A 26,532-nucleotide genomic window follows, 5' to 3' on the forward strand; every position below is an offset into this window, starting at 1 on the left:
CGGGGATCGTCGATGATGCCCGCGATGGCGAGCATGCTCATCGACGGCGTCCCCCTCCCCAGCGAAGGCGCCGCAGGCCGGCTCAGCGACGATCAGATGCTCGAGCGCTTCCTCGAGTGGACGATGGAGCAGGGCTTCGAGCTCTACGACCACCAAGAGGAGGCGGTGCTCGAGATCATGGCCGGGCGCCACGTCATCCTCAACACGCCGACGGGCTCGGGCAAGTCGCTGGTCGCCCTGGCCATGCACTTTCGGGCGCTCGCGCAGGGCAAGCGGGCCTACTACACCTGCCCCATCAAGGCGCTGGTCTCGGAGAAGTTCTTCGACCTGTGCCGGGTGCTCGGGCCCGAGCGGGTGGGCATGCTGACCGGCGACGCGGCCCTCAACCACGACGCGCCGATCATCTGCTGCACGGCGGAGGTCCTCGCCAACCTCGCCCTGCGCGAGGGCGACCAGGCCAAGGTCGACTACGCGATCGTCGACGAGTTCCACTACTTCGCCGACCGCGACCGGGGCATCGCCTGGCAGATCCCGCTGCTGACCCTGCCCCAGACCACCTTCATGCTGATGTCGGCGACCCTGGGCGACACCGACCCCTTCGAAAAGGAGCTGCACCAGCGCTCGGGTCGGGAGGTCTCGGTGGTCCGCTCGGACCAGCGCCCGGTGCCCCTGGAGTTCAGCTACTCCGAGACGCCGATCCACGAGACCATCGAAGAAATCGTCGAGGGCCAGCGCTCGCCGGTCTACGTCGTCAACTTCACCCAGCGCGAGGCCGCCGAGCTCGCCCAGGCGCTGACCTCCATCAAGCTCATCGACCGTGACCGGCGGCAAAAGATCCTCGACGCGATCCGCGGGGTCCGCTTCGACTCGGTCTACGGCAAGGACATCCAGCGCTTCATCAAGGCCGGCGTCGGCCTGCACCACGCCGGCTTGCTGCCCAAGTACCGCCTGCTCATCGAGCGCCTGGCCCAAGAGGGGCTGCTCGAGGTCATCTGCGGCACGGACACCCTCGGCGTCGGCGTGAACGTGCCGATCCGCACGGTGCTGTTCTCCAAGCTGTGCAAGTACGACGGCGAGAGCACCAAGATCCTCGCCGTCCGCGACTTCAAGCAGATCGCCGGCCGGGCCGGGCGCAAGGGCTACGACGACCGCGGCTGGGTCCTCGCCCAGGCCCCCGCCCACGTGATCGAGAACATGAAGCTCGAGGCCAAGGCCCGGGGCGCGGCCAAGCCGGGCAAGAAGCCCAAGAAGTTCGTGCGCAAAAAGCCCCCCGAGCGCGGCTACGTGCACTGGGACCAAAAGACCTTCGAGAAGCTCGAGGGCGGGCAGCCGGCGACCCTGCGCGCGGCCTTCCGCGTCGACCACGGGATGATGCTCAACATGCTGCAGCGCCCGAGCGCCCAGGCGCGGCCCGACGGCGGCTACGCGGACCTGCTCGCGCTCATCGAGGAGTCCGGCGAGCGGGCGGTGATCGTCCGCAAGCTCAAGCGCGAGGCGGCCCAGCTGTTCCGGGCCCTGCGCGGGGCGGGCATCGTGACGCTCGTGCCCCGCGACCCGGCCAACCCGGGCAACCCGGCCAAGGGCGCGCGGGTCCAGATCGCCGACAGCCTCCAGCGCGACTTCTCGCTGCTCCAGACCCTGGGCCTGTACCTCGTCGAGACCCTCGAAAAGCTGCCCAGCCCCGAGGAGGACGAGCTCCACCCCCTGCACGTGATCAGCCTGGCCGAGGCCATCCTCGAGAACCCGCGGGTGATCTTGATGATGCAGGAGAAGAAGGCCCGGTCCGAGAAGGTCGCGGCGCTCAAGGCCGAGGGCGTCGAGTACGAGCAGCGCATGGAGGCCCTCGAGCAGGTCAGCTACCCCAAGCCCGACGCCGACTTCATCTACGACACCTTCAACGCCTTTTGCCGCGAGCACCCCTGGGTCGGCGGGGAGAACATCCGGCCCAAGTCGATCGTCCGCGACATGTACGAGCGCTGGGCGACCTTCAACGACTACGTCAAGCTCTACGGCCTGTCGCGCAGCGAGGGCGTGCTGCTGCGCCACCTCCACCAGACCTACAAGGTCCTGGCTCAGACCGTGCCCGAGGCCCACAAGACGCCGGCGGTCGTCGACGCCATCGCGTGGCTGCGGGCGACCATCGAGCGCGTGGACTCGAGCCTGGTCCAGGAGTGGGAGCGCATGCTCAGCGGCGCCCCGGACCTCGACGAGGAGATCCAAGAGAAGCTCGAGGCCATGCGCCCGGAGCCCTCGGACATCTCCCTCGACGCCAAGGAGTTCCGCGCGCGGATCCGGGCCGAGCTGCACCAGCTGGTCCACGCGCTCAGCCGCAAGGACTGGGACGAGGCCCTCGCGTCGATCCGGGCCATGCCCGACGAGGCCGGCGAGGACTGGACCGAGGCCCGGCTCGAGGCCGCCCTGGGCCCCTACTACGAACAATACCCGAGCCTCGAGTTTGGGCCGCGGGCGCGGCAGACCGACAAGACCCTGATCACCGAGGCCGAGGATCACCTGTGGACGGTGCGGCAGACCCTCGTCGACCCCGAGGACGAGGGCTTTTGGTACATCGAGGGGGAGGTCGATCTGCGCGAGGATCGGTCCCCCGAGGGGCCGCTGGTCCGAGTGCTGCGCGTGGCCAGCTGACGCTTGCGGAGCATCGCCACGGCGACCTAGCCTGGGGCCCGTGAGTGACGGACCCGTCGAGCTCGAGATCCCGCTCGCGGGCGCCACCGAAGATCACGACGCGCGCCGGCAAGTCCTCGGCATGCACCGGGGGCGGCGCTGGGCCCTGAGCGTGCTGATCGTGATCCTGGGCTGGGTGGGCCTCAACCGGGGGGCGAAGTGGCAGCTCGAGCGCGCCCAGGAGCGCTTGAACGCGTGCGACCGCGAGTGGAAGCGGCAGTGCGAGCGCGCCGTGCCGCGCCTGGCCCGGGTGATGCCGCGGACCGCCAACGAGTCCACCGACCTGCACGAGACCTTCGTCTACGCCAAGCGCCGCTGGGCCCTGCGCGAGGCCGTGGCCGGCGAGTTCGACCCGGAGTTCCGGGACATCCACGCCCAGGAGCTGCTGGCGATGAGCGTGGGCTACACCCCGGGCGTCGAGCGCTACGGGCCGCCGACGGAGCTGCTGCTGCGCTACGGCGCCATCGACCACGCCGTCATGCACGCGCTCAACCGCGGCGACGCGGGCTACTTCGCCCCGGACGCGCCCATCGACGAGCTGCGCGGGGCGGTCCTGGTCCAAGGCAGGCGCTTCACCATCGAGCGGGTCATGGACACCCGCGACCCCACCACGGAGGAGGACGTCGACGATGTCCTGCGCCGGGCGGTGTGGCGCTGCCTCTACGACAAGGCCCCTCGGGGCGTGGACATGCTGCGCCGGAAGGCGGAGGACGCCGACTCCCCCCTCGACCAGCGCCGGCTGGCGATCGCGGCCACGGCCTGCTCGCGCCGGGGCGCCGCCGAGGGCCTCATCGAAGACGGCGCGCCCGACCCGGTGCTGCACGGCTGGCTGCTCGCCCGCGCCGCGGCCCAGGGCGAGGTCGATGCGTGGTGGGCCTACGTGAGCCACCCGCAGCTGAGCAACAACCGCCCGCTCCTGGCCCAGGCCCTGAACCAGCCCGAGGTCGACGAGGACGCCCTGCGCCGCTGGTTCCTCGATCACGGCAGCCGCAGCTACAGCCTCGACGTGGGCCGCGCGGCCCGGGGCGCGTGGTCCTTCGGGGGCTCCGGGCCGGGGGCTCGCGACATGCTCTACGGGCCCAAGGCGATGCTCGGCGCGGCCACGGACCTGGTCGCGCGGGCCGAGGTCCTGAAGCTCGAGGCCCAGGATCCCAAGCTCGCCAAGCGAGAGCCCGAGCTCGTCGACGAGCACCTCGAGGTCTCGGCGTGGATGCGCCAGGAGGCCGCGCTGATGGCCGCCGAGGCCACCGTCGAGCTCACCCGCCGCGGGGAGTACGAGGACGCCATGCGCGGGGCGAAGTTCGTGAGCGAGCAGCTGCCCCCGAGGCTCGCGTGGCTCGGCCCGGGCCTGCGCCTGCTCGCGGCCTCGACCCTCGACCCGTTGTTGCGCAAACCGGTCATGGTCGAGATCGCCGCCGACGCCCGAGCCCTCGACGCCCCCAGCGAAGCCGCGGTCGCGCCTGCCGTGTTTCGGCCGAGCCTGCGCGAGGTGGAGATCCAGGCCCTCGCCCTCGCCGGGCAGACCCGCGCGGCCTACGAGCGCGCCCGGACCCTCCAGCTCGAGCTCAGCGACGTCGACGACGAGCTGCTCCCGGAGCATCGCAAGGTCGTGCAGCTGTGGATCGACGTCCTCGCCCTCGAGCTCGGCGAGCCCATCGACCTCGAGCGCGAGGACGGCACCGTCAGCCTGCTCCGGCCGATCGACACGCCCAGCGGGCTGCCCTCGACCAACGAGATCTTCTCGAGCACCACCCACCCCGAGCTGGCCATGCGCGTGCTCGCGGCCTCGTCCCACCGCGACCCGATCCACGACGGGGTCCCCCCCGCCGTCGCGCCTCCAGCTGCAAAAGCGAGCGACACGGGAGACACGGGGGGCTCGGACGAGTCGGGCACGGGCGGGACGGACACCGACTCTGGCGAGACCGACTCCGACTCCGGCGAGACCGACTCCGACTCCGGCGAGACCGACTCCGACTCGACCGACGCGAGCGGCGGCGACTCGGACACGGGCGCCGAAGCTCCCGCTCCCGCCCCCGAGACCCCCGCCCCCGAGCCCAGGCCCTGGGTCGACATGTGGCTCGACTGCTTCATCAGCTACCAACTCCGCACGCCCGACCGCACCCTGCTCCGCGCCCGGGCCGAGACCGCCCGCTGGGCCCAGGACGAGGAGGCCGAGGACGCGTGGATCGAGCGCGAGCGCACCCTCCTCGACCTCGCCGCCCACCTCGGCGAGGACGGCTGGCTGCTGCTCGAGCTCACCGGGGTCTAACGGGCTGCAGGCAGCTTGCTAGCGCGCCTGAAAGCGGAAGGTCAGGTCGCCCCAGGGGCTGGGTACGCAGCTCTCGAGCCAGCCGTCGCCGTCGACCTGCACCGGCAGCTCGACGGCCTCCCGGGTCACGCCGATGAGCTCCGCGTCGGGCCCCGAGCGCGCCTCGAACAAGGGCGTGGCTTTCGCCACGAGCATGCGGGTGACCCCTGGCGCGCGGTTGCTGGCGCAGCTCGAGTTGGGCGCGGACTCGGCCGGCGCCCGGACGACGCGGGTATTGCTGCCCAAGAGCGCCGAGCGAGGGACCCAGCCGCGCACGGTGACGCCCTTGCAGCGCAGCTCCACGGCCTGGCGGGCGAACTTCTTGGGTCGCTTGCCCTTGTCCGCGCTCGCGGGCGCAGGTGCCTCGATCACGCGCACGCGGTGACCAAAGCGGACGCCGTCCTTGGAGTCGTCGAGGACCAAAAGGGGCTCCCGGGCTTTGACGTCGGGATAGATCCCGGTCCCCGGGGCCAGGTGGAATTCGTCCGCGGCCAGCTCGCCGCCCTCGCTGTCGTCGGGCGGCCCGGCGGGGCCTGGCTCGTAGAGGGCGCCGAAGTCCTGGCGATCGATGGCCAGGTCGAGGTCAAAGCCGCAGCTGCGGTCGGACCAGCGCACGAGCAGCTCGTCGCCGTCGCCGTCGACGGGGCTCACGGGCAACCCAGCGGCGAGGGTCAACCAGGGCGTGGGCGCGAGCTCGCGGCGCAGGCCCATGACCAGGTCGCCGGTGCTCGGCGTGGCCACGAGGCGAAGGGCCGCCCACGCACCCACGGCGCCGCCGCCCCCCTCGCCGCTGTCGAGCAGGCGCTCGAGGGGCAAGAGGATCCGCGGGCCCTGCTCGTCGACGACCACGACGTCGACGGGCCGCGCGAGCTCGCGCTCGATCGAGCTCGAGACCGTGCGCGGCCGGCCGGCGAAGGTCGGGCCGTCGCTCGTCCAGCGCAGCGATCCCATGCGCCACACCCGGGCCCGCCAGCGGTGAAAGTCGCCGGGGTCCTCGGACAGCAAGGTCGCGAGCAGAGCCTCGTCGTCCTCGTCGAGGCTGGGTCCGGCGCGCTCGGGCGCGGGCGTGGGCGCGGCGGTGGGCTCGGATCCGCCGTGACACGCGCAGAGCGTCGCAAACACCAGGGTGCTCACCGCTCGTGCCCAGATCTGCCCAGCGAAGCCCCCAGCTTGGTCTCCGGCCATGGTGAAATTCCCCTACCACGCGGATCGCGGAGTCCCCAAAATGCCGGCGGATCAAAGGTGAAGGGTCGTCAATGCGGGCTTGCTACACGTTTTGGAATGCTCGGATTCGATCGCGAAACACCGCGATTAAGCTCGCTCCACGCCGACCCCAGATCTCCTGGGAACGTCGATCTCGTGCGTTTCGTGCCAAGGACCGCGTGGCTTTTTCCTTGACGCTCCGCCCATTCAAAGCGAACCTAGGCCTCGCCATGCGCAAGCTTGCCTTTGCCCTCATTGCCCCCGTTCTGGTGCTCTCCGTTGGTTGTGGTGACGACCCCGAAGAGCCCAACGCGTTCATGACCCAGTCGGCCGACGAGGCGGACGAGGACACCGGTCCCGTCGAGGACATGATGAACGAGACGGAGTCGGGCGAGGACGACGTCGGCACGGACACCACCACCGACACGACCACCGACACGACGGACGAGAGCAGCGACACCACGACCACCACCACCGGTGGCGGCGCGGAGTGTGGCAACGGCGTCATCGATGACGGCGAGCAGTGCGACAGCACCGACCTCAACGGCTACACCTGCGAGACCCTCGGCTACAACGGCGGCGGCACGCTGGCCTGCGACCCGATGAGCTGCACCTTCGACGCCACGATGTGCATCAGCGACCCCGACCAGGGCACTGGCGGCTGATCCTCCCGCTTGCACGGCCCTCGAGGGCGCGTCTCCCCGGCGCGCCCTCTGGCATTGGTTGAGCCCGCAAAATCCCGCCCGCATGCAGGAGACGAAGCCCGCCTGGACGCTCCGAGCCGCCTACCTGGCCCTCGTCGTGCTGTGCGCCTGCCTGTTCACCTGCACCGCGCCCGCGCGGATCACCTACCCCGACGACGAGATCGTCTTTCAGACCACCCAGAGCCTCGCCGAGCGCGGCTCCTTTGCGATTCCAGGAATCGCCAAGCGCAGCGGTGAGCGGCGCGACCGGCCCAAGGGGACCTTCGGCTGGGCCCCCGGGCGCGACGGAAGGCGCTACGGCTTCTTCGGCCACGGCCTGTCCGTCGCCGCCGTCCCCCTCTACGCCCTCGCCGACGCCACGGCCTCCCGCGTCCCCGAGACCTGGCGCCACGTCCAGCGCTCGAACCTCCCGACCTGGCACACCCGCGGGCCCGAGGCCGACTGGCAGCGCGGCCTCACCAGCTTGACCAACTGCCTGCTGACGCCGCTGGCGGCCCTGCTGCTGGGCCTGTGGCTGGGCGAGCTCGGCTATCGCCCGCGGACGGCCGTGCTCACGGCGCTGATCTACGCCCTCGGAACCACCGCCTGGCCCTACGCCGGGACCTTCTTGAGCGAGCCGCTCAGCGCCCTGATGTTGCTGGGCGCCGCGTGGGCCGTCGCCCGCTGGCGCAGCCAGGGCTCGGCGCCGCACTTGTGGGTCGCGGCCGCCCTCGTGGGCCTGACGGTCCACGTCCACGTCCTCAACCTGCTCGCGACCCCGGCCTTTTTGGCCTACGCCGCGTGGCCCGAGGGCGACGCAGGCACGAGCTGGCGCGCCCGGATCCTCGAGCAGCGCCGCGCGTGGATCGTCGCCGCCTGCCTCGGCGCCTGCGGCCTCGGTCTGCTCGGCCTCAGCCAGGCCCTGCGCTACGGCAGCCCCTTCGAGACCGGGCGCTTCGACCACTACGCCCACTGGGAGTGGCCGCTCGAGCACGCCTTCGCCATGGTCGTCGCCCCCGGGCGGAGCCTGTGGATCTACTCGCCCCCGCTGATCGTCGCGCTGCTCGCCTGGCCGCGGGTGATCCGCGAGCGCCGGGCCGTGGCCGTGTTCGTGCTCGTGCTCTTTGCCCTGCGCTGGCTGTTCGTCGCCTGCCGCAGCGACTGGTTCGGCGGCTGGGCGATCGGCCCCCGCTACCTCGTGCCCGTGGTCCCCTTCCTGCTCCTGCCCCTCGCCGAGCTGTTCGAGCGCGGCCCGGAGCGCCCCAGGCCCGCGCGCGTGGGCCTCGCCGCCGCCATGGTCCTGAGCGTGCTGTTCCAGGCCTGGCTCGCCGTGCACTCCGTGGTCCAGGTGCTGTTCGACATCAACCGGCGCAGCGAGGCCCCGGGCAGCTTCCGCCACGGGGCCGACTGGACCCTCGACGGCTTCCTGCCCCTGGCCTACTGGCGCCTCGAGCAGCCCGCGCTCGAGTTTTGGCTCGACGGCAAGACCCAAGCGGCGATGCTCTCGGCCCAGTTTGAAGCCCTCGCCTTTGGCTCGTGGCGCCTGTCTTCCCTCGGCCACGCCCAAGGCCTGTGGCATGCCGTGATCGGCCTGGGCCTGCTGTCGGGCGTCGCCGGAGTCGGGCTGACGGTCGCCGTCCGACTGCTCGCCAAAGAAGAAGAGCGGCACCCCCAGTGATGGGAGACACCGCTACTCCGCGACAAACACAGCGCTTCGAAGCTCAAAGAGAATCGCCCCCTCTGGGGGCGACCCAAATACCCAGTAGAGGATACGAACTCCATTGCCCACCAGCCTCAGCAAAGGAGCGGGAGCGACGAAGCGCCCCCGGTCCCGCGCTGACTGTGGCTGGACGCTCCGAGCCGCCTACCTGGCCCTCGTCGCCAAAGAAAATCGCCCCCTCTGGGGGCGACCCAAATACCCAGTAGAGGATACGAACTCCATTGCCCACCAGCCTCAGCAAAGGAGCGGGAGCGACGAAGCGCCCCCGGTCCCGCGCTGACTGTGGCTGGACGCTCCGAGCCGCCTACCTGGCCCTCGTCGCCAAAGAAAATCGCCCCCTCTGGGGGCGACCCAATACCCAGTAGAGGGTACGAACTCCATTGCCCACCAGCCTCAGCAAAGGAGCGGGAGCGACGAAGCGCCCCCGGTCCCGCGCTGACTGTGGGGGTAGATCAGAGCTGACGTCCGCGGGTGAGGCGCTCGAAGCCGCTGGCGCCCATGCCGATGGCGATGGGGCCGGTGATCAGCGAGCCGAAGGGCACGAAGTTGCCGGCGGCGTTGATCAGGCTCGAGACGATCATGAACACCAAGGTGCCGCCGATGTCCTCGCGGACCAGCTCGACCGACTTCTTGATGCAGTCGATGGCGGACAGCTCGCTGTCGGCCATGATCCAGAACGACCAGTAGGCGAGGAAGGCGAAGATGATGCCCGGGATGACCAGGAGCATCATGCCCACGAACACGCCGATGGCGACGAGGAAGAACAGGCCCAGAGCGGGCAGGAACTTGTCGAAGCCTCCGAACACGTCGCCGATCGCGACGGTCTCGCCGCGAGCCGCACGCAGGGCCATGCGCATGTAGCCGATGAGCATCGGGCCCATGCAGATGCCGAGGGTGAAGCCGCCGACGACACCGACGGCGAGCAGGCCCACGATCATCGCGGCGGCGTTGTTCTTGAACACCTCCCAGCCGGCACCGACGGTCTCGCCGATGTCGAGGGGGTTGGCGACGGGCTCGAGGCCCGCACCACCGCCGCCGCCGCCCATGGACGGACCGCCCACGGCTGCAGGGGCCGCGTAGGGGTTGGGGGCCGGCGCCATGGCGCCTGCACCGGGAGCGGGCCCGCCCATCGGAGCGCCCATCGGGGCGCCGCCCATCGGAGCGGGAGCCGGCGCACCCATGGGCGCGCCCATCGGGGCACCGCCGGGCGGCGGAGCTCCGGGCGGGCCCATCGGGGCACCGCCGGGCGGGGGCGCACCATAGCCACCGGGGGCTGGGCCGCCGGGCGGCGGTCCACCGGGCGGCGGGCCGCCAGGCGGGGGCGCACCAAAGCCGCCAGCCGGCGGGGGCGCGCCACCGGGCGGTCCGGGAGGCGGCGGGGCTCCGAAGCCTCCGGGCCCAGGCGGCGGGGCTCCGGGCGGCGGACCACCGGGCCCGGGCGGACGCGGAGGCAGGCCGCCCATGGCGATCATGGTCTTGCCACCGCCGGGTCGGGCCTGAGCCGTGTTGACCGCCATCAAGGTCATGATGGTCTGGCCGATCGAGAAGCCCTGTCCGGGCATCAGCGTGAACTCGGGCATGCGGGCACCGTTGAAGTAGGTGCCGTTCGTGCTGCCGAGGTCTTTGACACGGACGTTGCCGTTCTCGAAGTGAATCTCCGCGTGACGCCCAGACGACTGGGGATCTCCAAGGACGATGTCACCGGCTTCACGACCGATGGTCGTGACGCGCGCGCCAATGTTGCGGGTCTCGGGGGGCTTGTTGACGTACTGGATCTTGAGAACGTAGTGGGTCGACACTCACGGCCTCCGTAGGTGGAGCGCGAGTTTCCCAACTGGAGCTACCCTGCGCAAGGGCCGACCCCCAGATCGTGCCCAGATCTCGCCCAGTCCGCTCGGCGACGCCTCTCGGGCACCCTAGTTGATCCACCACGCCAAGGCCCCCCGGGCCGCTAGTCCCCCGAGTCCGGCTGTTCTCGTCCCCGAGTGAAGGCCAGCAACGACTCCGCCCCCATCCACAACAGCAGGCTGACCAGCACCACGGTCATCGCCAGCAAGGTCCAGTTCTTGGTGGTCCAGAAGCTGACGAGGTGCATGAACAGGGAGATCAGCGTCACCACCATCACGAAGAACATCGGGATGAGGAGCGGCAAAATTGGCCGCTTGCGCTGCCAGAAGTAGAGCGCGAGCACCAGCAAGGTCAGCGAGGCGATCATCTGGTTGCTCGCCCCGAACACCGGCCACAGCGCCCACGCGACCTCCTTGGCCTCGCCGGCGCCGTTGCTGATCTTGGCCGTGGCCAGGAAGTAGGCGGGGACGATGCCGACCAAGGTCGCGACGATGGGGTTGCTCAGGGCCTTGACCCCGACGGCCTCGCCGATCTCCGCGACGATCAGCCGCTCGATCCGCGTGGCCGTGTCGAGGCTCGTGGCCGCGAACGAGATCACCAGCACGGCCATGAGGGTCTGGGCCAGCAGCGGGCTCAGGCCCAGCTTGCCGAGGAAGGCCGCGCCCCCGAGCACGAAGGCCGCCGCCTTGTTGCCCGAGGCGTGGGCCCAGCTGTCGTAGTAGACCGCCCAGCTCAGGTCGAGGACCTCGCCCTGGCCCGGGAGCTTGCACGCGGCGACCAGGCTGATGCCGGCCACCGCCGCCATGGTGCTCGCCAGCGCCAGCGCGCCCTCGCCGAGCATGCTGCCGTAGCCGATCGGCCGGGCGTCCTCGAGGGAGTCGAGCTGCTTGGAGGTCGTGCCCGAAGCGACCAGCCCGTGGAAGCCCGAGATCGCCCCGCAGGCGATGGTCACGAACAAAAACGGGAACATCGCCGGCGCGCCCTCTTCGGACATGCGCACGGCCGGGGCGTCGAAGTTGGGGTGGGCGACGAACAGGCCCAAAAAGAGCAGGCCCAGGCCGACGACGAGCTGGTGGGAGTTGACGTAGTCCCGGGGCTGGAGCAGCAGCCACACCGGCAGCAAGCTGGCCACGGCCGAGTAGACGAACAGGCCGATGATCCAGGTCTGCGAGGACGCGGCCTCGTCGAGGCCCACGTCCGTCAGCGAGATCGGCATCTTGGTGCCGAGGTAGACGAACACGTAGAGCAGGACCAGGGCGACCAGCGAGGGGATCAGCGGGGGGACGCCGCGCTTGTAGAGCAGCCAGCCCATGACCACGGCGACGACGATCGAGATGTTGACCGGGAGCACGGAGGTCGGGATGGCCATGAACAGCCCGGCGATGGCCATGGCGAACACCGCGAGCACCAGCCAGCTGAGCACCATGATGAACACCAGGAACATCAGGCGGACCCGCGGGCTGATCACCTTGGCGGCGATGTCCGCGACCGAGCGCCCCTTCTCCCGGGCGCTGACCACCAGCGCGCCGTAGTCGTGCACCGCGCCCATGAACACCGTGCCGATCACCACCCACAACAGCGCCGGGAGCCAGCCCCAGTAGGCCGCCACGCACGGCCCGATGATCGGCGCGGCCCCGGCCACGGAGGTGAAGTGGTGACCAAACAAGATCGCCCGCTTGGTCGGCACGAAGTCGCCGCCGTCGGAGAACTCGTGGGCCGGGGTGACGAAGTTGGGGTCGTCGTCCTTGAAGATCGTGCGCCCGACGTAGCGGGCGTAGAAGCGGTAGCCCGCGAGGAACACGAGCAAGACCAGGGCAGTCACGACTGCGGCCATGGCCCGCAGTGTAAACCGCCGCGGGTCAAAGCATGGTCAGAAGGGACACTCGGGGCCGTTCATGTTGCCCGAGCCCTCGAGGCCGATGTAGACGAAGTCCGGATCCGCCGGCGAGGCGACCATGGCGTTGAAGCCCCCGTAGGGAGAGTGCGAGGTCGTGACCTCGCCCGCGCCGTGGTCGTAGTCGTAGAGCGAGGTCCCGATGCCCATGATGCAGGTCCCGAAGGCAGCGCGCAGCCGGTCGGGGTCGCCGGGGTGGATCCACATCCGCGTCCCGTTGGTCAACGTCAGCTCCGGCGTCGCGGTGACCACGGGGACGAAGGTGTAGCCCGAGTCCTCGCTGCGGTAGATCCGCTTGGGGCTGTCCTGGAGCTGGACCTCGAGGCCCTGGGCGTAGACGACCCCGCTGCCGTCGGGGGCGAACTCGACGTTGAAGCCGTTGATGGCCTGATCCGGCGCGGGGGTCTCGACGGCGGACTGCGTCCAGGTGTCGCCGCCGTCGTCGGTCACCCACCAGCCCGACTGGATGAAGCCGACGATGGCCCGGTCGATGTTCGTGGGGTCGAAGGCGAGCTCGTAGCTGGTGCTGAAGCCCCCGGGCGCCGTGACGCCGACCTTCGCCCAGCTCTCGCCCTGGTCGAAGGAGTCCTGGAGCTTGCCGCCGCTGAGGCCGATGCGCAGGTGGTTGGGCGCGTCGGGGTCGACGGCGACGGCGTAGACCTGCGCGCCCGCTGGACCCGGCAAGACCTCGATGGTCTCGCCCTGCCAGCGGACCAGGCCCTCCATGTTGTTGGACCAGCCGTAGACCGTGTCGTCGGGGCCGACGACCAGGTCCAGGGGCGCGCTCGCGGGCAGAGCCGCGACGGTCCCGAGGTCTTCCCAGGTGCAGCCGGCGTCCTCGGAGCGATAAAAGTGGTTGCCCGCGTGCATGACCATGGCGTTGGGCGCGTGGAGGGTGGCGAGGCCGAAGGTGTAGCTGACGGGCGCGACGTGGGGGAGCGCGGTGGGCACGATCGTGAAGCCGCCGTCGGCGGACCAGGCGATGCCGGGCGCTCCGGGGGCGGCGCAGTCGGGCAGGGTCCACTCCGCGTTGCCGCCCGTGGTGTCCGTCTCGGTCGTCTCGGTCTCCGTCGTCTCCGTCGTCTCCGTCTCGGTCTCCGTGCTCGTCTCGGTCTCGGTCTCGGTCGTCTCTGATTCGGTCTCCGACTCCGTGCTCGACTCCGTCTCCCCGACCTCATCGTCGGTCTCGCTCCCCGTCGCGACGCCAGCCTCGTCCGCGGGCACGGTGTCGTCGCCGCAGCCGAGGGGAGCGAGGAACAGCGCAAAGGAGACGGCGGGGTTCGAGGCGCGGGCGCGAAGCACCGTTTCAGCAAAGCACGGCCCTTTGCTCCGAGCCCGCCCGCGACGCGCGTATCGACGTGAGTCCTCACCACGGGACGCGCTTGGACACTTCGGCCGAACACTTCGCTACAGTCGCTGGCGTGTCGGGGCTCGCCTCCCTCTCGGCCGCCCACCCGGGTGCGCAGCTCGCCGCGAGCGTGGCCGTGCTGATCGCGGCCCTGTTGACCTGCGCCGCCTGCTCCAAACGCCCCCGCGCCCCCGGCACCCTGCTCGCCGGCCTCGTCGCCATGCTCGCCAGCTTGCTGGCGCCGCCCCAATGGCCCATGCCGCGCTTCGCCGTGACCTTGTTCGGCTGCCTCGCCATGGGCCGCGCCATGGACCTGACCTGGCGCCCCCACACGCTCAGCTTCCGCGGCCGCCTGTGGCTGCTCGTCACCTTCCTCGACGTCCGCGAGCCCAGCCGGCGCGAGCCCACCCTCGAACACGAAGAGCGCCGGTGGCTCGCGGTCCACCTGCTGCTCTTCGTCGCCAGCGCCCTCGCCCTCGCCGGGCTCGCGGCCCGACGCGGCGGCTCGCCGGACCTGCGCACCCTCCCCGCCTTCGAGCTCGCGCTGCGCTGGGTCCTGGGCGCCGTCCAGGTCTACAGCCTCCCCGAGCTGCTTCAGGCCGTGCTGCTCGCCGGCTACGCCAAGCTGGGCCTGCGCTTTCCCAAGATCAACCGCGAGCCGATCTTCTCTACGACCCTCGCCGAGTTCTGGGGCCGCCGCTGGAACCGAGCCGTGGCGGGGTGGCTGCGCAACTACGCCTACCTGCCCCTGGCCCGCCGCGGCCGCCCCAAGCTCGCCGTGGCCGCGGCCTTCGCCGCGAGCGCGTGCCTGCACTTTTGGGTCAGCTTCGTGCCCCTGGGCTGGCTCGCGGGCTTGACCATGGCGAGCTTCTTCCTCGTGCACGGCGCAGCGCTGGCCCTCGAGCGAGCCCTCGGCGTGCGCGAGTGGACGCCCACGCAGCAGCGGCTGTGGTCCTACGCCTGGTTCGCGCTGAGCTTGCCGCTCTTCGTCGAGCCGACCCTGCGCGTCGCCGGCTGGTAGCCGAGGGGCTGCGTCACACTCGGCCCGGGTTTGGACGAAGTCGCCGGAGTGAGGCTCCTGCCCGTCGAATTCGGCGCTTTGGCTGCGCGTCGGCGAATGAAGCCGGGGGTCCCCGCCACTCCCCGGGTGTGACCTCCTGCAAGCCTACCCTCCCCTCCGTCCTCGCCCTCACCGCGGCCTTCGCCGCGCTCACGCTGAGCTCGGCCTGTGACGAAGGCGTCGACTACTGCGACCCCGACTACGCGCTCTCCCTCGCCGAGCTCGACGCCTCCCTCGACGCCCTCGAGGACGACGAGCCCCAGCCCGCGGCCCTCGACGAGCTGGGCCTCCAGGCCCCCGCGCCCGAGCTCTCGACCGAGGCGGTCAGCTACTACACGTTCGAGACCGTTGCGAAGGTCAACTACCTCGACGACTACGACGTCATCACCATCCACAACAAGAGCCGCGGCTACCTGCGCTGCGACGGGTCCACCCCCGCCTACAGCATGGCCATGAGCAACACGGACGACTTCCTGTGGCAGGTCCACGACGACGGCAGCAAGCTCTACTTCGAACGCATCGACGCCACCGGACCCACCGGCATCTTCCTCAAGATGAAGGGCGAGGGCGCAAACTACGAGGTCTACTGCGGAGAGATCACGGGCTCCGGCAACCAGGCTGCGTGGACCACCGCGGCGCAGAGCTACTACACCGCCGGGACCTGGGTGCGCCCCAACACTGGGCTGATCCGACACCTCAACACGGACTTGTGCGTCGACGTCCCGACCTCGGGCGACGGCGCCAACGGTTCCACCTGCTCCAGCGTATGGACCGACCTGTTCACCTTCGCCGTGTGGACCAACATCGCCCCCGACTGCGTCGACGACGTCTGCAGCTGCGAGACCGACCTCGACTGCGCCTTCGCGGGTAGCCCCAACTACGTGTGCATCAACGGCGACTACTGCGGGCTGCAGGTCGTGCTCTGAGCGGCGGTTGATCTTGGCCGCGTGATGGCGGGGGTGGGGCCGGGTTGGTCTTTGTCTCCGCCATCGGTTCGTGGTGGGGCGGGTGGTGTTCGAGTGTTGCTTTCGAGTGCTGCTTTCGAGTGCTGCTGCTTGCGGTGGGGTTGTTCGACCACTGCTGCTTGCGGTGGGGTTGTTCGACCACTGCTGCATGCGGTGGGGTTGTTCGACCACTGCTGCATGCGGTGGGGTTGTTCGACCACTGCTGCATGCGGTGGGGTTGTTCGACCACTGCTGCATGCAGCCCGGATTTGAGAACGGGCTATTTTTCCCCATGAGGTTCTATCGAGAGGCCCTCGACAGCGTCCGCCCCGACGATGAATCGTGCTCGCTTCGCTGCGCGCGATTCATCCACCTCACGCTCGCTTCGCTCGCTGCGGCTCCGGTCACGGGGCGGCGAGGGGAAATGTTTTGGCGGGGGTGAAGACCATGGTCGCTGGGACGTTTCTGGTTGCGGAGGTTGGTGGGGGTGCAACCGGCCGTTGCGAACCGTCTCCTGGTTAGCCCGGCATTTTGCTCGTGAATCCAGAGCAGGCCGCTCGGCGGGAGGGGTCCCTGCGACGAGCACCGAGCCGCGTACAGACTTGGAAGAGCAGCCAAATGTGGCTCGGCTCGAGCGCAGGAGTGGGGAGGAGCCCGCCGAATAGGCCGCGGAGCACCGTCGGAGCCACGAGTGCACCGCAGTCTTCCTGCACCGCCGGAGCCAACCCAGCACCGCCAAGGCCCACAACCAACAAAAAGAGAGGACCGCACCTGCAGCCCTCTCTTTCGTCCAAGACGACCCGCAGATCACTGCGGAAGAATCGTGAACACGCCGGCGCCCCACCACGAGTAGGGCGTATCCGCGACCACGGTCACCGTGCCCTGATCCGGATCGATCTCCAGCACCTCACCGCCGGAGTTGAACCCGAAGATCACCCCGGCCCAGCCCGCGAGGCCCCACAAGCTCGAATAGCCGGTGGTCTCGGCGATCTGATCGATCACCGACCCATCGAGGGGGTTGCTCTCGACGATCACGTTGCCGTTCGCCCCGGGCGCGTTGACCGAGCCGAAGGTGCCCGTGCCCTCGATGGAGAACACGTCGCCGGCCGAGGTCAGGCCCCCGCCGTACTGGCCGATCTGGTTGAGCTGGGCCTGCTGACCCACGACGGTGATCTGGTACCAGTTGCCGTTGTTGGCGATGCCGATCAGCGTGTCGTCGTCGGGGTCGAGGGTCCCGGGCGGCACCATGGTCAGGCCGTTGAAGCTCGACGGCAGGTCGGCGAGGTAGATGCACGCCGCAGAGCCCGGGTCGCACACGAACAGATCGTTGAAGGTCACGGCGTAGAGCACCCCCCAGCGATCGATGGCGATGTCCGTGACCGAGCCGCTGCTCTGGTCGAAGGTGAACTGGCCGGCCTCGGCGATGGCGTAGTCGAAGGGGCTCATGGTGTAGAGGCGCGAGCTGGTGTGCGCGTAGACCACGTTGGGCTCGGCGGTGCCGGGCAGGTCGGGATCCTCGGGGAAGGGATCGTCGGGGTCGGGCACGCCGTCCATGTCCGTGTCCATGATCCCGCCCGTGGTCTCGCCGCCGTCGGTGTCGGTCTCGGTCTCGCCCTCGGTCGTCTCCGTCTCACCCTCGGTCGTGTCGGTCTCGCCTTCGGTCGTCTCCGTCTCGCCCTCGGTCGTCTCCGTCTCGCCCTCGGTCGTCTCCGTCTCGCCTTCGGTCGTCGTGTCCGTCGTCGTGTCCGTCTCGCCCTCGGTCGTCTCGTCCGTCCCGGTGGTGTCCATGCCGGTCCCGGACTCGTCCTCCGTGGTCCCGGCGTCGGTCCCCGAGCTCGAGCCATCGCTGGACTCGTCGCTCCCGGCGGACTCACCGACCTCGTCGGCCGCGTCGCCGCCACCGTCGTCGGTGCAGGCCACCATCGCGGTCGTGAGCAGGATTGAAGACAGAAGGGAAATTCGTTTCATCGTCATCACAAGGGGCTCCCAAGCAAGCAGTCGCGGCCGAGCATACGCCAAGGCAGCGACGCTTGGGACGCGAAGATCCGCATGCGAAAGCTGCCCTGCCTCGCGGACTAGGGCCGAAGCTGCTCTTCGTAGTGGTGCAGTCCGCCGGCCCAGGTCGAGAAGCACCACCGCTGACCGTCGCGCGCATGGACGAAGCTCGGCCCGATCGGCACCTTGCCGTCGCCGCCCGGGAGGTCGAGGACGTACTCCGGCAGGCACAATCCAGAGATCCGTCCGCGCAGCGCGGCCATCAGCTCGCGCCCGCGGTCGATGCTGGTCCGAAAGTGCGAGACACCTCGGGTCAGGTCGCAGTGGTGGAGGTAATAAGGCTTGGCCCCCGCCCGGTAGACGAGCTTCTCGAACAGCTCGGCGAGGACCTCGACCTCGTCGTTGACACCCCGGAGCAGCACGGACTGGTTCAAGAGCATGAAGCCGGCCTCGCGCAGGCGCCTGCAGGCGGTCAGGGCGTCGTCGTCGAGCTCGCGCGGGTGGTTGAAGTGGGTCACCACGCAGACCATCCGCGAGCCGTCGCCGCGCAGGGCCGCGACCAGGCCCGGGGTCACGCGCGTGGGCAGGGTGACCGGCACCCGCGTGTGCACCCGCAGCAGGCTCAGGTGCTCGATGGCGTCGAGGCGCGAGCGCAGGGCCTCGAGCTGGACATCGGACAGCGTCAGGGGGTCGCCCCCGGTCAGGATCACCTCGCGCAGCTCGGTGTGCTCGGCGAGGTAGGCGAGCGCGGGCTCGAGGGCGGCCATGGAGAAGCCCGCCGCCTCGTCGTTGATCGACTCCTTCCGAAAGCAGTGCCGGCAGTACATCGAGCACACGTAGGTCGGGTAGAGCAGCGCCCGGGTCGGGTAGCGATGCGTGAGCCGCGGGACGGGGCTGTGCGCGGCGTCGCCGATCGGGTCGGGGCGCTCCCCCGGCAGGCTCTCGAGCTCGAGGGGGCTCGGCACGGCCTGGCGCCGGATCGGGTCGTCCGGGTCCTGCCAATCGATCTTGTCGAGGTAGGACTGCGGCACCCGAACTTTGAAACGCTGACCAACTTCGTTCAAACCGTGTTCATTGGCGATGGGCAATCGGCGCAGGTCGCTGGCGCGCGAAATACCCGCGCGCAGATCCGCGCGCCAGCGCTCATCTTCGCTCTCCGCGTCCGAATTCGGCTGCTGCATGGCCCTGATGTGCCACGGACCGCCGGCGCCGAAAAGAGCGTGGGACCCCCCACCAAGTTTGAACGCTTGTCAAAAAATCGTTGACCTCGGAGATATCCACCGATATTAGACCACCAGCACCTACACGTAGGTCCCAGCCCGACAGGTCAGACAATGTGTCGTAACAACTACATCTCCGTTTCGGCTCTCTTCGCCCTCACCCTGGGTCTGCTCCCCGCTTGCGACCCCGACGCCCGGGACTCCGAGTCCATCTTTGGCGGCGACGACATGGGCGACACGGCCGGTGACGAGGCTGGCGATGAGGGCGGCGCCGAGCAGGAGGAAGAGATCCCCGAGCTGCCCGAGAACCTGTCGGCGATGTTCGACGCGGCCGCCGACGAGTTCGACGTGCCCTCGGGCCTGCTGCGCTCGGTGTCTCTCATCGAGACCCGCTGGCAGATGGTGCAGGGCATGGTCGAGTTCGAGGGCAAGGACGTGGTGACCGGCATCATGGGCCTCAAGGGCCTGCAGCTCCAAGAGGGTGCCGAGCTCGCGGGCGTGTCGATCTCGGACGCGACCACCGACGAGCTCTCGAACATCCGGTCCGCCGCCGCGCTCCTCTCGGCCATGGCCGACCAGCACGGCGTCGCCGACCGCAACGACCCCGAGGCCTGGACCTCGGTGCTCGCCGAGTACAGCGGCATCGAGAGCCCCGAGGGCCAGATGGCCTACGTCCAGGACGAGGTGTTCAAGGCCCTGCCCCAGACCCACGAGGGCGGCCCCTTCCTGCCCATCGAGATCCACTCGGGCGACGAGCCGCAAAACCACGCCACCGTCGACTTCCCCGGCGCCATCTGGCGCGGCTCGCCGAACTACTCCAACCGCCCCGGCGGGACGAACCCCGAGATGGTGATCATCCACAGCTGCGAGGGCTCCTACAGCGGCTGCTGGAGCTGGCTGAGCAACAGCCAGGCGGGCGTGAGCGCCCACTACGTCATCAACAACTCGGGCTCCGAGGTCAGCCAGCTCGTCCGCGAGAACAAGAAGGCCTGGCACATCGGCGCGTCCTACAACTGCTCGCTCAACAACAGCACCAAGTGCAACAAGAACGGCTCGAGCAGCAACAACTTCACCATCGGCATCGAGCACGCCGGCTACGCCAACCAGGCCAGCTGGAGCAACGGGCTGATCACCACCTCCGCCGAGCTCGTCTGCGACATCACCCAGGCCTGGGGCATCCCGCGCGACCAGTACCACATCGTCGCCCACGGCACGCTCCAGCCCTACAACCGCATCGACCCCGGGCCCAACTGGCCGTGGGCCAACTACCTGGCGCAGATCAACGCCTACTGCAACGGCGGCCAGCCCGACCCGGAGCCCGAGCCCGAGCCCGACCCGGAGCCCGAGCCCGACCCGGAGCCCGAGCCCGACCCGGAGCCCGAGCCCGAGCCCGACCCGGATCCCCAGCCCTCCAACGTCGACATCACCATCGACAGCAACAACAGCCTCAACGGGCCCGACGCCAACATCACGGTGTCCGGGAGCTGGACCTCCTCGAGCGGTCCCACGGACTACAACACCGGCTACTGGTGGCGCGGCACCGGAGCCATCTCCGACGCGGCCGAGTTCGCCTTCTACCTGGACGAGGCGGCCACGCTGACCGTCGAGGCCTGGTGGGTCTCGGGCTGGAACCGCTCGTCGAGCGCCCCCTTCCTCATCTACAACTCCTGGGGCACCCACCTCGACACGGTCTACGCCGACCAAAAGCAAAACGGCGGCCAGTGGAACGAGCTCGGGACCTATGAATTCCAGGCCGGATGGAACACCATCGACCTCTCGGTCTGGGCCCCCGCCGGTGACGTGGTCATCGCCGACGCCGTCCGTGTCCACACCCCGTGAAGCGCTTCCCCACCATCCTCCTCGCCTTCGCCCTCGCCGCGGCCCCTTGCTGGCTCGCGTGCGGGGCGAAGCCTCGTTCGGCCGATGACGACGCCGCGCCCTCTGCCGCTGCTTCTGCCGCGCCGGCTCCGGCCTGTGGCGAGCTGATCTTCCTCGCGAGCGCGGGCCACGACGCCCCCCAGCGGATCGTCGCCATGGACGCCCGGGGCGGAGCGATGCGCACCCTCCACGAGCCGCCCGAGGACGACGAGCACGAAGCGGGCGAGCCCGAACACGAGGGGGGCGGCCACGCCCACGGCGGCGGAGACTTCCCGGCCTTGCTCGAGCCCAGCGGCGAGGGCCTGATGATCCTTCGCTCGCAGCCCGCGGGCACGGGCAAGACCCACGACGAGCTGCTCCGCTTGGCCCTCGGCGCCGAGGGGGCGACGCCCGTCTCGCTGACGGCCGGCTTTGGCCCGGCGATGATCCGCAACCCCAGCCGCGATCCCGCCGGGCGCTTTTTGGTGTTCGAGAGCGACGCCAACAGCTTCCGCGATCTCTACCGCCTCGAGCTCTCCTCCAATGGAGGTGACGCGCCCTCGGTGCTGCGCCTGACCGGCGACGAGCAGGGCAACTTCGAGCCGGCCCTGTCCCCCGACGGCGAGCGCGTGGCCTTCGTGTCCAGCCGCGACGGCGACGCGGAGCTCTACACCATGACCGCCGACGGCGGCGCGCCGACCCGACTGACCACGAGCCCGGGAGACGACAGCGCCCCGCGCTGGTCCGCCGACGGCCAGACCCTCGCCTTCGTCAGCGCCCGCGACCTCGACCGCGGCATGGACGTGTTCGTGATCCCGGCGGCCGGCGGCGAGGCCAAGGCGCTGCTGCCCGCCCGCGACGCCCCGGTCCTCGTCCGCGACCTGAGCGTCTCCCCCGACGGGACCAAGCTGGCCTTCACCGAGCTGAGCCAGGGCGCCGGCGCGGCGGTCGTGGTCGTGTCCTTCCCCGAAGGTGCCGTGCTCGCCCGCAGCCGTGAACGAGGCGAGGGCGCCGGCGCGACGCCCTTGATCGACGAGCAGCCCGTGTGGTCCCCGGACGGCAAGCACCTCGCCTTCACCCGGGGCTCGGGGCCCGACCGCTCGGACATCCTGCGCATGGACGCCGACGGCCGCGAGCGCGTCAACTTGACCATGGGCCCGAGCGACAACCGGGGCGTGCACTGGCTGCCCCGGTGGTCCCCGACTTCCGCTACTTCTTCTTGCGCCCGCCGATGAGCTTGGGCGCGGCGAAGTCCAGGCGCAGGCTCCACGCCGCGCTGTAGTGCAGGCCCTTCTCCACCGTCACCTCGGCCGCGTTCGCCGACCACAGGTAGTGGTAGCCGAGCATCAGCCCAGGACCGGTGTAGAGCGGGCCGGCGATCTTGATGTGCAGGTCCGCGCTGACCCGGCCCTCGACGCCCAAGGTCGCGATGTTGATCGACTCGGGGTTGTCCTCGTCGTAGTAGAGGTCCTGGAGGGCGTCGCCGAGGAAGACGTTGTTGAGGCCGCCGCCAAAGCCCACGTCGAGGCGCAGGCGCCTGCCAAAGCCAAACTCGTGGTCGTAGCCGAGCAGCAGGCTCCACATCCCACCGGGGCGGAAGAACTTGTGGAAGTCGAGCCACACGTTGATGCCCACGACCTCGGCGTCGAGGATGAAGCCCCACTGGGGGCCGCCGAAGTTCGTCTGGCCCAGGTCGCCCGCGCCCGACATGGTGACCTCGCCGTTGTTGATCGAGTCCTCGATGGACTTGTCCCGGTCGAACAGGCCGTCCTTTTGGCTGGTGCCGTGGGTGTAGCCGATCTTCGGGGCCAGGCCGATGCGGAACAGCCGGAAGCCGCCGAGCTTCTTGTAGCTCTCGTCCTCGTCCTTCTTCTCGCCCTTCTCGTCAGTCTCGTCGGTCTTGGGAGACTCGAGCTCGGTCTTGGACTCGGGGGCAGGCTGGGGGCCCTCGGGGGTCGAGGGCTGCGTCGGCTGAGTGGGCTGAACCGGAGGGCTCGCGCTCGGGCCCTGAGGCTGGGCCGGCTGCGCGGGTTGAGTGGGCTGAGCCGCCGGGGCCGCTCCGGGACGTTGGACCGCCGGGCTGCTTCCGCCGCCCGAGCCCGAAGCGCCTGCGCCACCAGAAGCTGCGCCGCTCGTGCCCGAACCGCCCGCGCCCGCTCCAGCTCCTCCGCCGCCACCGGCTGCGGCTCCACCCGCTGCGGCTCCGCCCGCCGCGGCGCCACCGGCTGCGGCTCCGCCCGCCGCAGCGCCAGCTGCTGCGTCGTCGGTCTCGGGCGCCTCGCCCGTCTCGTCCGCGGGCGTGACGGCGATCGCTTCGTCGTCCCCGGCCGCGCCCGGGTCCTCGCCCGCGTCACCCGGCGCCTCGTTTGCGGGGGGAGCCTCCTCGGGCGCGGCGTCAGGCGTCTCGCTCGGGCTCTCCTCCGCCGGCGCGTCGCTGGGCGGCCCGCCGATGTCGGGGGGTAGCTCCGGCGGACCGAGGAGCGCCAGACCCAAGAACGCGACGAAGGGCATGGCCTAGCCATGCCACGGACAGTGGGGGATCGCAAAGGCTCCAAGACCCCGGCTACACTGCCGCGCATGAGCGAGCGCGCCTTCGTGCCGGTGCAAATCGCGGTGATGACCGTCTCGGACACCCGCACCCTCGACGACGACCGCAGCGGGGCCGTTCTCATCGAAGGACTCCAAGCCGCCGGCCATACACTCGCCGCGCGGACGATCGTCCGCGACGACATCCAAGCGATCCAGGCTCAACTCCGGGCGTGGATCGCCGATCCCTCCGTCCAGGTCGTCCTGGCCACGGGCGGCACCGGCATCACCGCGCGCGATGTCACGCCCGAGGCCCTCGCGCCCCTGGTGACCAAGGCGATCCCCGGCTTTGGCGAGCTGTTCCGGTGGTTGTCCTTCGAGGAGATTGGCACCTCGACGATCCAAAGCCGCGCCACGGCTGGGCTGTGCGGGAGCACTTTGGTGTTCGCGCTGCCGGGCTCGCCGGGGGCGTGCCGGACGGCGTGGACGAAGATCCTGGTCCAACAGCTCGACGCCCGGCACCGGCCGTGCAACTTCGTCGAGCTCATGGATCGCTACTGACTTCTGTTTTGCCCCCACAGCCGCCTGGGACCGGGGCGCTTCGTCGCTCCGCTCCTCCGCTTTGGCTTGGTGGGCAATGGAGTTCGTACCTTCGAGGAGGCTCGTGGTCGCCCCCGCGAGCGGGGGCGTGGATTCGTTGACGGCGTGGCCTCGTCCACCACGGCTAAAATAGTCAGGGGCTGTGGATTCATTCACTGCCCCTGACTTTTGTTTTGCCCCCACAGCCGCCTGGGGCCGGGGGCGCTTCGTCGCTCCGCTCCTCCGCTTTGGCTTGGTGGGCAATGGAGTTCGTACCTTCGAGGAGGCTCGTGGTCGCCCCCGCGAGCGGGGGCGTGGATTCGTTGACAGTCTCTGAGTCGCGGACGTGGGGCAGGGAGGGCGTGGCCTCGTCCGCGACGGCTAAAATAGACAGTGGATCGGGCAAAACTCGTCTTGGCCGATCCGCTGAGTTCCCTACACCGCGCGCTCCGGCCCCAGCAGCTCGCCGAGCTCGCGCTGCAGCTCCTTGGACGTGAACGGCTTGGTCAGGACCTTGGCGATGCCAGCGGCGCGCAAGTCCTCCTCCTCGAGGGGGGTCCAGTCTCCGGTCATCATGCACACGACGAGGCCCGGCTGCTGCGCCCGAAGCTGCGCCGCGAGCTCGAGGCCCGTGGTCCCGGGCATGTTGAGGTCGACGAGCGCGACGCGGATCTCTCCGGGGTGGTCGCGCAGGACATCGACGGCGCAGGCGGGGTCCGAGCAGACATGGACGCGGTGGCCCGCGAACTCGAGGGCGGCCCCGAGGGACTCCACGATCAACTCGTCGTCATCGACGAGCAGCACGCCGAGACCGTCGAGGGCAGCGCTCGGCTCGGCCGCTTCGGCGGGGTCCTGGGCCTCGGCGCTCGCGGCCATCAGCGGCAAGCTGACCGTGAACTCCGTGCCGACGTCGACCTGACTGGTCACGCTGATGCGGCCGCGGTGCGCCTCGACGATGCTGTGGACGATCGACAGGCCCAGCCCCGTCCCCTCCTCGGCGGGCTTGGTCGTGAAGAAGGGATCGAAGATGTGCTCGAGCGCGCCTTGCTCGATGCCCGAGCCGTCGTCGCGGACGCTGAGCACGGCGCAGCGCTCGGTCTCGTCCGCGGGCCGCTGCGACTCGGGGAGCGCATCCCGGCAGCGCTCGCGCAGCTCGACCCAGATGCCTCCGCGGCCGCCGAGGGCCTGGCGCGCGTTGGTCACGAGGTTGGTGATCAGCTGCTCGAGCTGCCCGACGTCCGCCATCACGCACAGCCTGGGCGCGAGCTCGATGTGGAGCTCGACGGTCGCGGGCATGCTGCGCGCGATCATGGCCAGGCTGTCCGCGAAGGCCTCGTCGAGGAGCTGGGGCGCGAGGTCCCGCTCGGTCCGCCGCGCGAACATCAGGACCTGCTTGACGAAGTGCCCGGCGCGGATCGTGGACTGGGCGATCGACGCGATGATCGCCTGGCTCTCGGGGTCCTCGACGCGCGCCTGGAGGAGCTCGGCGGAGAAGCCGATGCCGGCGAGGACGTTGTTGAAGTCGTGGGCGATGCCGCTGGCCAGGCGCCCGAGGGCGGCCATGCGCAGGGACTGGCGCTGGGCCATCTCCCGGGTCCGGTCCTCGGTCAGGTTGCGGTTGAAGATCACCACGCCGTCGCCGATCTTCATGACCAGCTGCTGGTAGTAGCCCGACGCTGCCGCGTCCCGGGGGATCTCGTACTCGTTGCGGTAGGACTCGCCGGTCTCGACCACCGCCTTGTAGCGCTCGAAGAAGCCCGCGCTGAGGTTGATCGGGAACAGCACGTTGATCCGCTCGCCGATGAGCTGCGCCCGGGTCATGCCGAGCTCGGCCTCGACGGCCTCGTTGACGTCGATGAACTCGAAGTCCTCGATCTCCCCGGACGCATCGCGCGCGGCCTCGAGCCAGTAGATCGCGTCCTTGGACGCGGTCAGGGTCGCGCGCAGCCGGGCCTCGCTGGCCGTGAGGGCCTCGGCCCGCTCGCGCTCGGCGGTGATGTCGACCTGGATGCCCAGGAAGTAGCGCTCGCCGTCTCGATCGACGAAGGGCTCGGCCTCGATGCGGACCCAGTAGGGCTCGCCCGCCTTGTCGTAGTTGAGCAGCTCGGTCTCGAAGCCCGCGCCCCGGCGCACGCACTCGCGGATCCGCGCGGCCTCGAGGGGGTCCGTGTCGGGGCCCTGGAGCAGCTGACCCAAGCGCGTGCCGACGAGCTCCTCGAGGGTGTAGCCGCAGGTCTTCGTAAAGCCCTGGTTGCACCACAGGGTGACCCCCCGCGCGTCGGTCAGCACGATCCCGTGCTTGGTGTGGGTCATCGACTCGAGCATCAAGGCCCGCTGGCGCTCGCTTTGCTCGAGCTCGGCCCAGCTCACGAGCAGGGTGTCCGGCTCGGGGACCAGGACCACGCGCAGCTCCCGAGCGCCGCCCGGCGCCGCCATGGACACGGGCAGCTCGAGGACCTGCAGGTCTTCGGGCTCCCGACGCGCGAGCGCCTCGAGCTGCGGGCCAATGGCCTCGGCGAGCTCCCTCGAGATCGCGCGCAGGGGCCGGCCGATCAGCTCCTCGCGCGCGCACCCGAGCCACCGACTCGCGCTCGCGCTCGCGGCCACGCACTCGAGGCTGTCGTTTGCGAGGGAGAGGCGAATCGCCGGACGCACGCCGTCATCA

General features: G+C 70.1%; 17 protein-coding genes. 9 read left to right on the top strand and 8 right to left on the bottom strand.

All coding sequences use genetic code 11. The features are described 5' to 3' along the window. The first annotated feature begins 24 nt into the window (after positions 1-24). Together PPSIR1_RS28705 and PPSIR1_RS28710 are read left to right on the top strand one after the other, a co-directional pair. Positions 25-2,643 carry a DEAD/DEAH box helicase gene (locus PPSIR1_RS28705; protein WP_045116946.1) on the top strand — a complete coding sequence of 873 codons (2,619 nt, stop codon included), beginning with the start codon at positions 25-27 and terminating at the stop codon, positions 2,641-2,643. Between the two features lie 40 nt (positions 2,644-2,683). Beyond that, positions 2,684-4,951 (top strand): hypothetical protein, encoded by a 2,268-nt coding sequence (locus PPSIR1_RS28710; RefSeq protein WP_006974711.1) that lies wholly within the window; start codon positions 2,684-2,686, stop codon positions 4,949-4,951. An 18-nt stretch (positions 4,952-4,969) separates the two neighbouring features. On the opposite strand, the gene PPSIR1_RS28715 is transcribed toward PPSIR1_RS28710, so the two are convergent. Then, positions 4,970-6,175: a hypothetical protein gene (locus PPSIR1_RS28715; RefSeq protein WP_157596079.1), complete on the bottom strand. Its 1,206-nt coding sequence runs from the start codon at positions 6,173-6,175 to the stop codon at positions 4,970-4,972. Positions 6,176-6,423: 248 nt separating this feature from the next. On the opposite strand from PPSIR1_RS28715, the gene PPSIR1_RS28720 reads away from it, so the two are divergent. Next, a complete protein-coding gene (locus PPSIR1_RS28720; RefSeq protein WP_045116939.1) occupies positions 6,424-6,858 on the top strand; it encodes a hypothetical protein in 435 nt (144 codons plus the stop codon). A gap of 82 nt (positions 6,859-6,940) precedes the next feature. Continuing rightward, positions 6,941-8,554, top strand: coding sequence for a hypothetical protein (locus tag PPSIR1_RS28725; RefSeq protein ID WP_006974714.1), 1,614 nt, complete (start codon positions 6,941-6,943; stop codon positions 8,552-8,554). Between the two features lie 494 nt (positions 8,555-9,048). Here the strand turns inward: PPSIR1_RS28725 and PPSIR1_RS48380 are convergent, their stop codons facing one another. The 3 genes from PPSIR1_RS48380 to PPSIR1_RS49615 form a co-directional block, all read right to left on the bottom strand. Next, positions 9,049-10,395, bottom strand: a complete 1,347-nt coding sequence (locus PPSIR1_RS48380) for an FHA domain-containing protein (RefSeq protein ID WP_157596080.1) — start codon at positions 10,393-10,395, stop codon at positions 9,049-9,051. A 152-nt stretch (positions 10,396-10,547) separates the two neighbouring features. Beyond that, the gene (locus PPSIR1_RS28735; protein WP_006974717.1) at positions 10,548-12,278 is read right to left on the bottom strand and encodes a carbon starvation CstA family protein; all 1,731 of its coding nucleotides are present in this window, start codon (positions 12,276-12,278) and stop codon (positions 10,548-10,550) included. Positions 12,279-12,314: 36 nt separating this feature from the next. Continuing rightward, positions 12,315-13,640, bottom strand: coding sequence for a VPS10 domain-containing protein (locus tag PPSIR1_RS49615; protein WP_006974718.1), 1,326 nt, complete (start codon positions 13,638-13,640; stop codon positions 12,315-12,317). Positions 13,641-13,759: 119 nt separating this feature from the next. Here PPSIR1_RS49615 and PPSIR1_RS49620 point away from each other — a divergent pair, with 119 nt between their 5' ends. Together PPSIR1_RS49620 and PPSIR1_RS28750 are read left to right on the top strand one after the other, a co-directional pair. Next, positions 13,760-14,707: an MBOAT family protein gene (locus PPSIR1_RS49620; RefSeq protein WP_006974719.1), complete on the top strand. Its 948-nt coding sequence runs from the start codon at positions 13,760-13,762 to the stop codon at positions 14,705-14,707. A 128-nt stretch (positions 14,708-14,835) separates the two neighbouring features. After that, on the top strand, positions 14,836-15,672 hold the full coding sequence (locus PPSIR1_RS28750) for a hypothetical protein (protein ID WP_006974720.1): 837 nt from the start codon (positions 14,836-14,838) through the stop codon (positions 15,670-15,672). A gap of 825 nt (positions 15,673-16,497) precedes the next feature. Here PPSIR1_RS28750 and PPSIR1_RS28760 read toward each other — a convergent pair. Together PPSIR1_RS28760 and PPSIR1_RS28765 are read right to left on the bottom strand one after the other, a co-directional pair. Next, entirely contained in the window at positions 16,498-17,613 is a 1,116-nt protein-coding gene (locus tag PPSIR1_RS28760; protein ID WP_006974722.1) for a hypothetical protein, read from the bottom strand. 152 nt (positions 17,614-17,765) lie between these two features. Next, positions 17,766-18,866: a KamA family radical SAM protein gene (locus PPSIR1_RS28765; protein WP_045116940.1), complete on the bottom strand. Its 1,101-nt coding sequence runs from the start codon at positions 18,864-18,866 to the stop codon at positions 17,766-17,768. Positions 18,867-19,019: 153 nt separating this feature from the next. On the opposite strand from PPSIR1_RS28765, the gene PPSIR1_RS28770 reads away from it, so the two are divergent. Together PPSIR1_RS28770 and PPSIR1_RS44120 are read left to right on the top strand one after the other, a co-directional pair. Continuing rightward, on the top strand, positions 19,020-20,744 hold the full coding sequence (locus PPSIR1_RS28770) for a golvesin C-terminal-like domain-containing protein (RefSeq protein WP_006974724.1): 1,725 nt from the start codon (positions 19,020-19,022) through the stop codon (positions 20,742-20,744). Beyond that, entirely contained in the window at positions 20,741-21,997 is a 1,257-nt protein-coding gene (locus PPSIR1_RS44120) for a TolB family protein (protein ID WP_006974725.1), read from the top strand. The genes PPSIR1_RS28770 and PPSIR1_RS44120 overlap by 4 nt, the downstream gene beginning before the upstream one ends. Here the strand turns inward: PPSIR1_RS44120 and PPSIR1_RS28780 are convergent. After that, positions 21,972-23,273 carry a hypothetical protein gene (locus tag PPSIR1_RS28780; protein ID WP_006974726.1) on the bottom strand — a complete coding sequence of 434 codons (1,302 nt, stop codon included), beginning with the start codon at positions 23,271-23,273 and terminating at the stop codon, positions 21,972-21,974. The genes PPSIR1_RS44120 and PPSIR1_RS28780 overlap by 26 nt on opposite strands. A gap of 66 nt (positions 23,274-23,339) precedes the next feature. Between PPSIR1_RS28780 and moaB the strand changes: the two genes are divergently transcribed. Beyond that, a complete protein-coding gene (gene moaB, locus PPSIR1_RS28785) occupies positions 23,340-23,849 on the top strand; it encodes a molybdenum cofactor biosynthesis protein B (RefSeq protein WP_006974727.1) in 510 nt (169 codons plus the stop codon). A gap of 453 nt (positions 23,850-24,302) precedes the next feature. On the opposite strand, the gene PPSIR1_RS28790 is transcribed toward moaB, so the two are convergent. Beyond that, on the bottom strand, positions 24,303-26,522 hold the full coding sequence (locus PPSIR1_RS28790) for a PAS domain-containing protein (protein WP_006974728.1): 2,220 nt from the start codon (positions 26,520-26,522) through the stop codon (positions 24,303-24,305). Between the last annotated feature and the right edge of the window lie 10 nt (positions 26,523-26,532).

Source organism: Plesiocystis pacifica SIR-1 (genome assembly GCF_000170895.1).
Classification (GTDB): domain Bacteria; phylum Myxococcota_A; class Polyangia; order Nannocystales; family Nannocystaceae; genus Plesiocystis; species Plesiocystis pacifica.